13 protein-coding genes, 1 pseudogene and 1 riboswitch are annotated in these 11,923 nt (G+C 73.6%); of the genes and pseudogenes, 6 read left to right on the plus strand and 8 right to left on the minus strand.

The features are described from left to right. Positions 1–323: 323 nt before the first annotated feature. Genes QLQ12_RS34700 through QLQ12_RS34710 form a run of 3 tightly spaced genes read right to left on the minus strand, consistent with a single transcriptional unit; the run spans position 324 to position 1,818 of the window. Entirely contained in the window at positions 324–884 is a 561-nt protein-coding gene (locus QLQ12_RS34700) for a histidine phosphatase family protein (RefSeq protein WP_282765005.1), read from the minus strand. Next, positions 881–1,633 carry a CbtA family protein gene (locus tag QLQ12_RS34705; RefSeq protein WP_282765007.1) on the minus strand — a complete coding sequence of 251 codons (753 nt, stop codon included), beginning with the start codon at positions 1,631–1,633 and terminating at the stop codon, positions 881–883. The genes QLQ12_RS34700 and QLQ12_RS34705 overlap by 4 nt, the downstream gene beginning before the upstream one ends. Then, complete coding sequence (locus QLQ12_RS34710) at positions 1,624–1,818, minus strand: CbtB domain-containing protein (RefSeq protein WP_282765009.1); 195 nt, start codon at positions 1,816–1,818, stop codon at positions 1,624–1,626. Before QLQ12_RS34710 ends, QLQ12_RS34705 begins: the two co-directional genes overlap by 10 nt. 59 nt (positions 1,819–1,877) lie before the next feature. Continuing rightward, a riboswitch (cobalamin riboswitch) is annotated at positions 1,878–1,953 on the minus strand. Between the two features lie 110 nt (positions 1,954–2,063). Between QLQ12_RS34710 and QLQ12_RS34715 the strand changes: the two genes are divergently transcribed. Together QLQ12_RS34715 and QLQ12_RS34720 are read left to right on the plus strand one after the other, a co-directional pair. Next, positions 2,064–3,233: a S8 family serine peptidase gene (locus QLQ12_RS34715; protein WP_282765011.1), complete on the plus strand. Its 1,170-nt coding sequence runs from the start codon at positions 2,064–2,066 to the stop codon at positions 3,231–3,233. Continuing rightward, positions 3,230–3,721, plus strand: a complete 492-nt coding sequence (locus QLQ12_RS34720) for a suppressor of fused domain protein (RefSeq protein WP_282765014.1) — start codon at positions 3,230–3,232, stop codon at positions 3,719–3,721. The genes QLQ12_RS34715 and QLQ12_RS34720 overlap by 4 nt, the downstream gene beginning before the upstream one ends. On the opposite strand, the gene QLQ12_RS34725 is transcribed toward QLQ12_RS34720, so the two are convergent. From QLQ12_RS34725 to QLQ12_RS34740, 4 genes and pseudogenes are all read right to left on the minus strand, one after another. Next, positions 3,657–4,031 (minus strand): hypothetical protein, encoded by a 375-nt coding sequence (locus QLQ12_RS34725; protein WP_282765015.1) that lies wholly within the window; start codon positions 4,029–4,031, stop codon positions 3,657–3,659. The genes QLQ12_RS34720 and QLQ12_RS34725 overlap by 65 nt on opposite strands. An 80-nt stretch (positions 4,032–4,111) precedes the next feature. Further along, positions 4,112–5,326, minus strand: a complete 1,215-nt coding sequence (locus QLQ12_RS34730; RefSeq protein WP_282765052.1) for an alpha/beta hydrolase family protein — start codon at positions 5,324–5,326, stop codon at positions 4,112–4,114. A 35-nt stretch (positions 5,327–5,361) separates the two neighbouring features. Further along, the gene (locus QLQ12_RS34735) at positions 5,362–6,489 is read right to left on the minus strand and encodes an MMPL family transporter (protein WP_282765016.1); all 1,128 of its coding nucleotides are present in this window, start codon (positions 6,487–6,489) and stop codon (positions 5,362–5,364) included. A gap of 97 nt (positions 6,490–6,586) precedes the next feature. After that, positions 6,587–7,567 (minus strand): annotated as a pseudogene (locus QLQ12_RS34740) (MMPL family transporter); the annotation flags it as partial. 164 nt (positions 7,568–7,731) lie between these two features. On the opposite strand from QLQ12_RS34740, the gene QLQ12_RS34745 reads away from it, so the two are divergent. Together QLQ12_RS34745 and QLQ12_RS34750 are read left to right on the plus strand one after the other, a co-directional pair. Then, positions 7,732–9,045, plus strand: a complete 1,314-nt coding sequence (locus QLQ12_RS34745) for a sensor histidine kinase (protein ID WP_282765017.1) — start codon at positions 7,732–7,734, stop codon at positions 9,043–9,045. After that, positions 9,033–9,674 carry a response regulator transcription factor gene (locus tag QLQ12_RS34750; RefSeq protein ID WP_282765018.1) on the plus strand — a complete coding sequence of 214 codons (642 nt, stop codon included), beginning with the start codon at positions 9,033–9,035 and terminating at the stop codon, positions 9,672–9,674. The genes QLQ12_RS34745 and QLQ12_RS34750 overlap by 13 nt, the downstream gene beginning before the upstream one ends. A 19-nt stretch (positions 9,675–9,693) precedes the next feature. On the opposite strand, the gene QLQ12_RS34755 is transcribed toward QLQ12_RS34750, so the two are convergent. Continuing rightward, a complete protein-coding gene (locus tag QLQ12_RS34755; protein ID WP_282765020.1) occupies positions 9,694–10,296 on the minus strand; it encodes a class I SAM-dependent methyltransferase in 603 nt (200 codons plus the stop codon). 54 nt (positions 10,297–10,350) lie between these two features. Here QLQ12_RS34755 and QLQ12_RS34760 point away from each other — a divergent pair, with 54 nt between their 5' ends. Together QLQ12_RS34760 and QLQ12_RS34765 are read left to right on the plus strand one after the other, a co-directional pair. Continuing rightward, a complete protein-coding gene (locus tag QLQ12_RS34760) occupies positions 10,351–11,199 on the plus strand; it encodes an AraC family transcriptional regulator (RefSeq protein WP_282765022.1) in 849 nt (282 codons plus the stop codon). 60 nt (positions 11,200–11,259) lie between these two features. Further along, positions 11,260–11,895, plus strand: a complete 636-nt coding sequence (locus QLQ12_RS34765; RefSeq protein ID WP_282765024.1) for a maleylpyruvate isomerase family mycothiol-dependent enzyme — start codon at positions 11,260–11,262, stop codon at positions 11,893–11,895. Positions 11,896–11,923 lie beyond the last annotated feature (28 nt).

Consider the following 11,923-nt stretch of genomic DNA (forward strand, 5'->3'; position numbering starts at 1 on the left):
GCGCGTTAGCCCTGTCGGATATGCCGGAGTGGGTCGTGCGGCTACCCGCCGATCAGTGGGGCTCGATGAGGTTGTCTGCCAGCGGGATCGACAGTTCTTGCGTCGCGGGCCATGGCGGAGTTTCGGGGCCCTGGCGCCAGGTGAGATGCACCTGGACGAAACCGGCGGAGTCGTCGTCGACTCGGAACAAGACTTCATCACAGCGACCGCAGCGGGCGACCGCAATGATCTTCTTGCCGAAGAGCGGGTGTCCTTGATGAGGCCGCTGAGGTGAGGTGGGCGCGGCGACGGTGGTGGGCTGTGTCGTACCCCGGGGTGGTGGCTCAGGGGGTGGGGAAGTGCACTGACCAGTGGCCGTGGTGGGTCAGGCGGGTGACGGAGAGCGGGGCGACGGCGAGGCGCCGGGAGCCGGTCGCGGGGAGTTCGAGGGCCGCGGCGATGAGGGTGCGGATGATGATCGGGTGGGCGACCACGGTGAACTTGCCGGCGGTGTGGGTGTCGAGCCAGGCGCCGGCGCGGGCGGTGATGTCGGTGAGGGATTCGCCGCCGTGGGGGGCGGCGGTGGGGTCGGTGAGCCAGCTCTGGAGGTCGGCCGGGTTGATCCGGTCGAGGGGGTGGCCGGTCCAGGTGCCGTAGTCGGGGTCGGCGAGCGCTGGTTCTTCGGTGAGGCTGGTGTCGGTGAGGGTGGCGGCGGTGTGGTGGGCGGCGCGGGAGGGCGCCACGAGCCAGGGACTGTCGGGGAAGAGCCGGGTGAGCAGCTGCGGTGCGGTGCGCAGGGCGAGGGCGGCTCGGTGGCCGCCCTCGTCGAGGTCGTGATCGCCTCCGAGCACGGTTGCTCGGAGGGCGGGGGTGTGTCCGGAGGCGATCAGGCGCAGGCCGTTCACGGTGTGGTGGTGATCTCCGCGGCGGTTTCGGTCGGGTGGCCGGTGCGGGTCGCCAGCCGGGAGAGCAGGCCGGCGAAGGTGAGGCCGAGGGCGGTCCAGAGGACTGCCTGGGTGCCGAGTGAGGAGATCCGGAAGTTCCACAGCAGGGTGGCGGGGAAGTCGGCGGGGACTTCGTTGAAGGTGGGTAGCAGGGTGTAGGCGATGGTGACGACGATGAGGAATCCGGCGGTGCCGGCGGTGGCGCGGCGCCATTGGTGGGTCTGGGTGCGGGCGGCCAGCACGGCGGCCCAGATGGCGACGAGTCCGAGGACGACGCTCGCGAGGTAGGCGATGGTGCGTTCGCGGATGGTCGCCGGGTCGCCGACCGCCGGCGGGTTGGGTGGGTATTTGAGGAACGGCACGAGGACCAGGCCGAGCAGCGCGGCGCCGGCGAGGCCGAGCGCCGCGTGGGTGTCGCTGCCGGTGTGCAGGCGGCGGCGCAGCACGGTGTAGGCGGTGGCGAGGATGCCGCCGAGGGCGGCGCCGTAGAGGCTGGTGGCCAGGAACAGGCCCACGCCGCTTTGCACGGAGCGTTCGACGAGGGGCTTCTCGGCGCCGCCGGCGGCGGCTTCTTCGATGGCGATGGCCGCCTCGACGTGCGGCTCGCCGAGGAAGAAGGCGAAGCCGCCGGCGAGCAGGCCGGCTGTGAGGCCGGCCAGCAGGCCCCGGAGCAGGATCTGGGAGTAGTCCGGGGTGGTGTTCAGTGGCACGGGACACCGAGGAGGTGGCGGCCGTCGTGCATGAGCTCGTGCAGGTACATGCCGCTCTGCGACAGGGCGCCCTGGTCGAAGGCGACCAGGTAGGCCAGCAGCAGCATCAGGCCGGTGAAGCCGGCGGCGGTGGCGAGCAGCCGGGGTGAGACCGCGGGCGTGGTGAGGGTCTGTGCCTTGGACATGGTGAGGTCAACCTCCTGCGGGATGGCGCGTCCCGATCGATGGGGCCTGCGGCGTGTGAGCGTCCTGACTCACGGGCCCCCTGGGTGGGGGCCTGTTTACAGTGGCGCGACCGCACCGGGATTTCACCGGTTTCCCTCGCACACCGCAGATTGGCTTGCCTCAACCTATCGGCCGGGGTGGTTCCGGCACAACCGGCCACCGGTAGCATCCACGCCGGTCACTGTGGGGCGGGGGTGGGGGTTCGGTGCGGTTCGTGGCGGTCGTCGTGGCTGGTGTGCTGGCCGGGGTGGTGGTTCCGGCGGCGGAGGGGGCCTGGGCGGCGCCGTGTCTGGGTGCGGCGCCGCCGGTGGCGGGGGTGCCGGCGGAGTTGAAGGCGTACGCGCCGGCGCGGCTGGCCGGTCTGGCGACCGGTGCCGGGGTGCGGGTGGCGGTGGTGGACTCCGGGGTGGACGGCCGGAATCGGCAGCTCGCGGGCCGGGTGGTCGACGGCCGGGATCTGCTGCGTAATGAGGCTGACGGGCGGCGTGACTGTGTTGGGCACGGTACGGCGGTGGCCGGGATCATCGCGGGGGTGCCGGAGGCGAGCACGGGGGTGCAGGGGCTGGCGCCGGCGGCGACGATCGTTCCGGTGCGGGTGAGTGAGGACACCGATGGTGGTGATCAGGGGTCGAGTGCGAGCAAGTTCGCGGAGGCGATCCGGTGGGCGGCCGGGGCGGGTCGCGCCGACGTGATCAACATCTCGCTGGTGATGCCGCAGCAGGATGACGGGGTGCGGGACGCGGTCGCTGAGGCGGTGCGGGCCGGGGTGGTCGTGGTGGCGGCAGCCGGTAACGGTGGGGTGGACGCGGGGGTGGCGTACCCGGCCGGTTATCCGGGGGTGATCGGGGTCGGTGCGGTGGCCGCGGACGGGCGGTTGGCGCAGTATTCGCAGCCGGGTGCGCATGTGGACATCGTCGCGTTCGGTGACGGGGTGACGGTGTTGTCGCCGGTCGGTGGGCATCGGACGGTGCAGGGTACGAGTTTCGCGGCGCCGTTCGTGTCGGCGACGGCGGCGCTGTTGCGGGAGCGGTTTCCGCGGGCGAGCGCGGCGGAGATCACTGAGCGGTTGCTGCGGTCGGTGGATCCGGCGCCGGGTGGGGCGCGCAGCGCGCAGTACGGGGTGGGGTTGCTGAATCCGTACCGGGCGTTGTCGGAGGAGTCGGGTCCGGTGGTGGCCGCGGTTGCCGGGCCGGTGTCGGCGGTGCCGGTCGCGGTGCGTGGGGGCGCGGAGTGGGAGCGGGCCGGGGTGTTCGCGGCCGGTGGTGCCGGGGTGGCGGTGTTGGGTGTGGTGGTCGCGGTGGTGGCGGGGCGGGGCCGGCGGCGGCGTTGGCACCCTGCCGGCCGGGATCCCGGCCATGATCAAATGCCGGGATGATGTGGGACGCCATCACCGAGGCAATGGCCGGGCTGTATCCGCGGGCGCAGCCGTGGCATGTGACGTATCCGGCGGAGGGGTTCGATCTGCGGGCGGCGTCGGCGTATCCGGCGGACGGGCATTGGCATTTCGTGACGTACGGGCTCGGCGAGCGCTGGGGTTTCGAGTTGACGTTCCGGGTGGTGCGCGGTGCTGGTGAGCAGCCGCCGCAGTGGCCGTTTCTGATGCTGAACCGGGTGGCGGGCTATGCGAACGCGGCGGCCGAGCCGTTCGAGGAGGGTCAGTGGCTGGACCTGGGTGGCCCGGTGACCGGGTTTCCGGGCACTGACGGCCCGGCGACCGGGTTGACGGTGGTGATCCTGGCCGCGGACCCGCAGTTGGGGGACCGGTTCCTGCAGTTGGTCGGGGTGACCGCGGCGGAGGCTAACGGCGAGGTGGAGATCGACGATGATCATCCGCTGTTGGTGACCGATCCGGGGCGGGCCTGAGCCAGCGGACCGACCGCCATGCGGTGACCGTCCACGTCGGGTCCGGGCCGGCCAGGTCGGTTTCCAGGCAGTCGCCGTCGATGAAGTGGTAGCCGAGCAGGCGGCCGGGGTAGAACCATGCGGCGCGTACGCCGACGCCGCCGCGCCCGCTTTCGGATGTCCGGCCGGTGGCGCCGGGTGGGACCTCGCCGGCGAGGGTGGTGAGGATGCTGTCGGCGGTGGCGCAGCGCCAGGTGAGCCGGCTGGTGGTCAGGGTGCCGTCGCCGGGTGGCAGGTCGATCGACCAGCCGTCACCCAGGTCCGTGCGCATGGCCGTACCCTAGCCGCCGTTGCGGGGAAGGCGGAGCCTGCCGGCCGGAACCCACCGGCAGAATCCGCGGGGTCAGCGCGTCACCGGACGAAGCGGATCTCGGGGTGGCGTGGGTGGGGGCCGCGCAGCAGCCGGCTGTCGCCGTGGCGCAGGTGCTGGTCGAAGAAGGCGCGCAGGTAGGTGCGCTGGAGGGTGACGGCGCGGGACGGGTCGAGGGTGCCGAGCATCTCGGCCAGTTGCTCGGGGGTGAGGCCGAGGGCTTCGGCGGCCTGCGGGTAGAGCACTTCGCCGTCGTTGAACGACGCGTGGGTCGAGCCGGCCAGGGTGAGCTGGCGTTTCCAGCCGCGGTGGCCGGTCCAGAACGTGTTCCAGGTCGGGTCGTCGGCGCCGGGTCCGCGGTCGCTGCTCAGCAGCAGGAACGGCCGGTCGCAGCCGGCGACGGCGGCGGCGCCGACGAGGGTGCCGTCGAGGTTGACGCCGGCTTTGAGGCGGCGGTCGTGGCGCATCGCGGCGGCGGCGGTGCTGCCGCCGAGGGAGTGGCCGAACATGCCGATGCGGTGCAGGTCGAAGGCGCCGCGCAGCCCGTGGGGCAGGCGCCGGCCGCCGGCGTCGGGGTTGCGGCCGGCGTCGAGGGCGGCGAGTTGGTCGAGGACGAAGCGGGTGTCGGCCTCGCGGACCGCGGCGGCCTGGGCGATCACGGTGTCGTCGAGGTCGGGCGGGATGGTGGAGACGGCGATGCGGCCGTCGGGGAATTCGACTTCGCTGGCGTCGTGGGTGTGGTCGATGGTGACGACGATGTAGCCGTGGCCGGCCAGTTCCTCGACGAGGGCGGTGCTGGTGCCGCGGTCGCCGCCGAGGCCGGGTGAGTAGAGCACGACGGGGTGGCCGCCGGCTTTCCGGTCCAGCGGGGGGCTCTGCCGGGCGTGGGTGAGGGTGGCGCGTACCCGGTCGGCGGGCAGGCCGAACACTTCGGTGAAGTGGGGCACGGCGCCGGGTGACAGCCATGGCGCCGCCGGGTGGCCGTGGGTGTGCCGGGCCGGGTACCAGATCTGGATCATGATTTCGCGGGCCGGGTGGGCCGGCACCCATGGGTCGGTGCGGGTGGTGTCGACCAGGTGCAGCGCGACGGTGCCGAGGCGGGCGGGGCCGGTCGGTGCGGGCAGGACGTAGCCGGCGGTGCGGTGCCGGTGGCGGGCGGTGGCGGGGGAGGCGGTGGTCAGGCCGAGGCCGGAGGCCAGGACGGCGGCTGTCAGCAGTGACCGGCGGCGGACGGCGATCGGGGTGTGTGCGGGCATGGCGGGGGTTCCTTCCGGTGCGGTGGCGGTGCGGGTCAGGCGGCCGAAGCCGGCTGGGGCTGAGGTTGGGGCTGGGCGGGGGTGGCTGGTGACGTGTCGCGGCGGCGCAGGAACGCCGGGGTCCACCAGTTCGCGTCGCCGAGCAGGATCATCAGGCTGGGCAGGACGACGGCGCGGATGAGGGTGGCGTCGATGAGGATCGCGGCGGCGAGGCCGACGCCGAGCTGTTTCATGTCGACGGTGCTGAGGGTGGCGAAGATGGCGAAGACGGCGACCATGACGGCGGCGGCGCTGGTGACGACGCCGGCGGAGCCGGTGATGCCGTCGGCGACGGCCTGCCGGGTGGGTACGCCGCGCAGGACGGACTCGCGGATGCGGCTGACGACGAACACGTGGTAGTCCATCGACAGGCCGAACAGGATGACGAACAGCAGCAGCGGCAGCCAGGCCACGACGGCGTGGGTGGAGCGGAAGCCGAGCAGGTTCTGCGCCCACGGGTTGTCGTACTGGAAGACCCAGACGAGCAGGCCGTACGCCGATCCGGCGGACAGCAGGTTCAGCAGGATCGCCTTGACCGCGATGATGATCGCGCGGAATGTCACGACCATCACGGCGAACGTCAGCAGGAGCACGAACCCGATCACCAGGGGCAGCCGCTGGTCGAGGTGGCGGGTGTAGTCGATGTCGGCGGCGACGGCGCCGCCCACGGCGTACCGCGCGCCGGGCACGGTGCCGACGGTCGTCGGCAGCAGCTGGGTGCGGAGTCTGTCGAGGGAACGCCGGGCGTCGTCGCTGTCGCGGGCGTACGGGGTGGCGACGGTGAGGGTGGTGACGGTGGCGTCGGCGGAGATCTGCGGGGCGGTCAGGCCGTCCTGGGAGAACAGCGCGTCGGTGCGGGTGCGGGAGACGAGGTCGTCGAGGGCCCGGGCGACCGCCGGCGCGGCGCCGGCGGGGGCGGTGACCGCGACCAGGTGGCTGGTTCCGGTGCTGGGGTAGGCCGCGGTGAGCCGGTCGAAGGCCTGCATGACCGGGGCGGTGCGGGGCAGTTCGGCGTCGTTGGGGCTGCTCAGTCTCATGGTGAGCGCGGGCGCGGCGAGGGCGAGCAGGGCGGCCAGCGACACGAGCAGGGCCACCGCGGGGCGTTTGAGGACCGGGCGCAGCACGGCCGGCCAGAAGCGGGGGGGCGCCGGTGCGGGAGGCGAGCCGCCACAGCAGCGGCACGCGGGGCCGGTCGACCCAGGGGCCGAGTGTGGCGAGGATCGCGGGCAGGACCGTCAGCGAGCCGATGACCGCGATGGCGACGACCAGGATCGCGCCGACGGCCAGGGAGGAGAACAGCGGGTCGCCGGCGAGGAACAGCCCGGCCATCGACACGGTCACCGCGATGCCGGACACGACCACGGCGTGCCCGGAGGTGGCCGCGGCGATCTCGACGGCGTCGACGGGCCCGCGGCCGCGGGCTCGTTCTTCCCGTTCGCGGCGCAGGTAGAACAGGGAGTAGTCGACGCCGACGGCCAGTCCCAGCAGCAGGATGACGCTGTTGACCAGGCCGTTGGCGGGCACCAGGTGGGAGACCACGCCGGTCAGGCCGATCGCCGCGGCGACCGCGGACAGGGCCAGCAGCACCGGCACCCCGGCGGCGATCAGCGCGCCGAAGGTGACCAGCAGGATCGCGAGCGTCACCGGGATGCTGAACAGTTCGGCGCGCACGAAGTCGGCGCGCAGGATCTCGTTGACCGCCTTGTCCATCGAGTTGGCGCCGACCTGTTCGATCCGCAGCGACGGGTAGTCGCGCTGCACGGCCGTGGTCGCGTCGAGCAGCGGCCCGAGGCGCTCCGAGGCGGTCAGCGGGTCGCCGTCGAGGGTGACGCGGACCAGCAGCGCGCCGCCGCCGGGCGCCGGGACCGGGCCGTCGGCGGCACCGACCTGCGGCAGCGCGGTCATCGCGGTCATCACCGCGTCGGCCGCCCGCGCGGCGGCCGCCTGGTCCAGCGGGCCGGACCGGGCGGTGATGAGGACGTCCTCGGTGACGGCCGGGGCGGCGAAGCGGCCCGACCGGGTGATCGCCTCGGCCTGGCTGGACTCGCCGAGGTTCGGGGCGGTGTCGGCGGCTTCCCGGGTGCCGGTGACCGCTCCGGCGGTGAAGCACACCACCACGAACAGCACCCACAGCAGCATCGCGCGCCACGGGTGCAGGGCGCTCCATCGCGCTACCCGTACCGTCAGAGGGCTTTTCGGCATTTTCGGTTTCCTTCGATCGCGACCGCCGTGAACGGTGATCACGTTGCCGGGAGCCGGCGGCGTTGTCGGTGGGGCCGGCAGCCGGTTCGGGGTGGGGTTTTCCGCACCCTCTGCGGCGGGGCAGCCGCATGGCCGGCCGGCCGGAGGGTGTCTACGGTGATCACGTGACCTCGACAGAAGCGGCGATACCCCGGCTGCGCGGCGGCGCGCTCATCACTGTGCTGCAAGGCCTGTGGTCGGCGCCGGGCCGGCGCGCCACCCTCCACACGCTGGCGGGGCTGCCGGCCGGTGTGGTGTCCTTCGCGTTCGCCGGTGGGCTGCCGGTCGGTCTCGGCTACAGCGCGGGCTGGAGCCTGCTCTACGCGCCCGGCAGTGCCTGGCCGGCGACCACCGGGTTCGTGGTGCTCACCGTGGCGGTGGTGCTGCTGCTGCCGTTGATCGTGCGGCCGTTGACCGCGATGCAGCGCCTGCGGTCGCGGGCGCTGCTCGGCGTCGACATCCCCCCGCCGCCACGGCGCGGCGGCGGGCGGCTGATCGGCGCGTGGGCCGCGGCCGGCATGTGGCGGCAGCTGGCCTACCACGTGCTGGCGCTGTTCACCGGGGTGCTCGGCGCTGTGGTGACGGCGGCGTGCTGGCTGGTCGGGGTCGCGATGGCGGTGGTCCTGCCGCTGGAGTTGGCGGGCGGGTGGGACACCGGGTGGTCGCTGCCGGCGACCCTGGCGCTGGCCGTGGTCGGGCCGGCGGTGCTGCTCGCGGCGCCGTGGGTGGCCCGGGGTGTGGCGCGCGCCGACACGGCCGCGGCCCGGGCGCTGCTCGGCCCGAGCCGCAGCGAGCAACTGTCGGTGCAGGTGGCGTCGCTGTCGCGGAGCCGGGCCGACATCGTCGCCGCCACCGACGCCGAGCGCCGCCGGATCGAACGCGACCTGCACGACGGCGCCCAGCAGCGGCTGGTGTCGCTGGCGATGAACCTGGGCATGGCCCGCGCCAACCTCACCGACACGCCCGAACCCGCCCGGCGGGCCATCGAGGCCGCCCACGACGAGGCCACCCAGGCGCTCGCCGAGTTACGCGAGTTCGTCCGCGGCCTGCACCCGGCCGTCCTCAACGACCGGGGCCTGGACGCGGCCCTGTCCGGGATCGCCGCCCGCGCGCCGCTGCCGGTGCGGCTGAGCGTCACCATGACGGCCCGGTGCTCGCCGGTGGTCGAGGCGATCGCCTACTTCGTGGTGTCCGAGGCGCTCACCAACGTCGCCAAACACGCCCACGCCGGGCACGCCGAGGTCACTGTCGACCGGGTCGGCGACCGGCTGCGGATCGCCGTCACCGATGACGGCCGCGGCGGCGCCACGGCCGACGGTGACGGCAGCGGGCTGCGCGGGCTGGCCCAGCGCGCCGCCTCCGTCGACGGCACGTTCACCCTGCACAGCCCGGCCGGCGGGCCGACGACGATCACCGTGGAGCTGCCGTGCGCATCGTGATCGGCGAAGACTCGGTGCTGTTGCGCGCGGGCCTGGCCAAACTGCTCGCCGACGGCGGTTTCGACGTCGTCGCCGCGGTGCCCGACGCCGAGCAGCTGCTGCGCGCGGTCGCCGAGCACCGCCCCGACCTGGCGCTCATCGACGTGCGGATGCCGCCCACCCACACCGACGAGGGCATCCGCGCCGCGCTCGTGATCCGCCACCAGTACCCGCAGGTCGCCGTCCTGGTGCTGTCGCAGTATGTCGAGGAGCGGTACGCCACCGATCTGCTGTCGGTGCAGACCAGCGGCGTCGGCTACCTGCTCAAGGACCGGGTCGCGCACGTGTCGGAGTTCCTCGACGCCCTGCGCCGGGTCGCCGCCGGCGGGACCGCCCTGGACCCGGAGGTCGTCGCGCAGTTGCTGGTCCGCCGCCGCGACGATCCGATCGACCGTCTCACTCCCCGCGAGACGCAGGTGCTGCGGCTGATGGCCGAGGGCCGCTCCAACACCGGCATCGTCGACGCGCTGCGCGTCAGCCACAGCGCGGTCGAGAAATACGTGAGCAGCATCCTCGCCAAACTCGACCTGCCGCACACCGACACCGACCATCGCCGGGTCCTGGCGGTCCTGAAATTCCTGCGCACCTGAGCGAGGGCCGTTCCGGCCGCTATTTCTCGGCGCGGTGCACGGCGTAGCCGCCGACACGGCGCAGGCGCCCGCCGGCGGTGCGGTCGGCGGCGGTGAACCCGGCGGTGGTGAACGTCCGCGGCGACAGGCCGTGCGAACGGCCGAGGTGGCCCTCGACGTCGAGCACGTGCAGCCGCCCGCCCGGCCGCAGCACCCGCAGCGCCTCCCGTAACGCCTGGTCACGGCCGGTTTCGTCGAGGTGGTGCATCATCAGCGACGACAGCACGTGATCGACGTGGTCGTCGGGCAGCGGCAGCCGGCCGGCGAACGCCTCCTCGAATCGGATCCCGCCGCCGGTTTTCGCCGCTTTGCGGCGGGCCCGGCGCAAAGCGGCCGGGTCCGGGTCGATGCCGACGGCGTCGACGCCGGGGGTGCGGCGGGCCAGCGCCGTGATCAGGTTCCCGGTGCCGCAGCCGATCTCCAGGACCCGCTGGCCGGCCCGGATGCCGGCGGAGTCGAGCAGGAGCCGGTGCAGGCGGCCGACGCCGGCCAGCCGCGACAGCGGGTCGTAGAGCGGCAGCAGCCAGTGCCGGCCGGCGCCGGGCAGATAGTCACCGGCCGGGGTGTGACGAAGTTTGGGCATACACTCAGCATTGTGCAGCGGTCGCGCGTGGCCAATGGCGATTCTTCGGGCGGGATGCGACGATCCTCGGTTGCTCTGGTGGAGTTCCCGCACCGGCCCGGCGTGCCGTCGGTGGGGGTGGGCCGGCTGCCGGGCCACCGGGTGCACGAGGGTCCGCACGCCCACGACTTCCTCGTGCTGTTCTACGCGCACCGCGCCGCCGGCGCCGCGGCCATCGACGGTCGGACGTGGGCGGTGTCCGCTGGTGATCTGTTCGTGCTGGCGCCCGGGCAGGTGGTGTCGTTCGACGCCCCGCAGGTCGACGGCTGGGTGGTGTGGTTTCCGGCCGAGGTGGTGCGCTCCGGCGCCTGGGCGTCGTGGCGCTCGCATCCGCTGCTGTTCCCGTTCGCCCGCGGCGCCGACCGGGCCCAGCGGCTGCGGATCCCCGCCGCCGACCGGCCGGCGTGGCGGGCGCGGTTCGCCGCCCTCGACGCGGAGTTGACCGCCCGCCGCGACGGCTACCCCGAGGCCGCGCTCGCCCACTTGACGTTGCTGCTGGTGGCGGCGGCCCGGCTGTCGACCGACGTCGCCGACCAGCTGCGGTCGGCCGACGAGCCGCTGCTCGCCGCCGTCTTCGACGTCATCGAGGCCCGTTTCACCGCGACGCTGGCGCTGGCCGACGTCGCCGCGGCGCTCGCGCTCACCCCCGGCCACCTCACCACCGTGGTACGCCGCAAGACCGGCCGCACCGTCCAGCAGTGGATCACCCAGCGGCGGCTGCAGGAGGCCCGCCGCCTGCTGACCGACACCGATCTCGGCGTCGCGGTGATCGCCCGCCGCTGCGGATACCCCGACACGTCCTATTTCATCAAACGGTTCCGCGCCGAGCACACGCTCACTCCCGCCCAGTGGCGGGCCGCCTAGCTGTACTGACCACGGAGGTTGGTGACGGCGGGCCCGCGAGCTGCCGATACCGTCCACCGGATGGACGTCCTGAAGATGATCGCCGATGAACGCCGCCGCTTCGCCGACCTGGTCGACTCCCTGACCGCCGACCAGTTGGCGACGCCCAGCCTGTGCGGCGCCTGGACCGTCAAGGAGGTGGCCGGGCACCTGGTGTCGGTGGTCGCCGGCTCCGATGTGGTGGCCCTGAAACTGCTGGTGCTCAGCGGTTTCCGCCTCCACAAGGCCAATGCCCGCCTGGCCACCCTGACCGCGCGTCAGCCCGCCGCGCGGCTGGCCGCCCTGCTGCGGGAACACGCGGACAACCCGTTCCGGCCGCCGATCGTGGGGCACCCGGGCGCGTTGACCGACCTGCAGGTGCACGGCCAGGACATCCGCCGGCCGCTGGGCCTGCCGCACGAGCTGCGGCCCGACCGGCTGCGGGTGTCGCTGGACTTCTTGACCGGCGGCCGGGCGATCGGCTTCACCCCGAAGAGCCGGCCCGCCGGGCTGCGGTTCGAGACGACCGACCTGGCGTGGGCGCGGGGTGAGGGCCCGCTCGTGCGGGGAGCCGCGGAAGCCGTGATGCTCGCTCTCGCCGGCCGGCCCGCGGCCCTGGCGGACCTGGACGGCGACGGCGTCGCCATCCTGCGCGGCCGGCTCCGCGCAGCGGCCTGACCCGGCCCCGGCGTCCGCCGTTCGGTCA

The sequence above is a fragment of the Actinoplanes sandaracinus genome, from assembly GCF_030009775.1.
Lineage (GTDB): Bacteria > Actinomycetota > Actinomycetes > Mycobacteriales > Micromonosporaceae > Actinoplanes > Actinoplanes sandaracinus.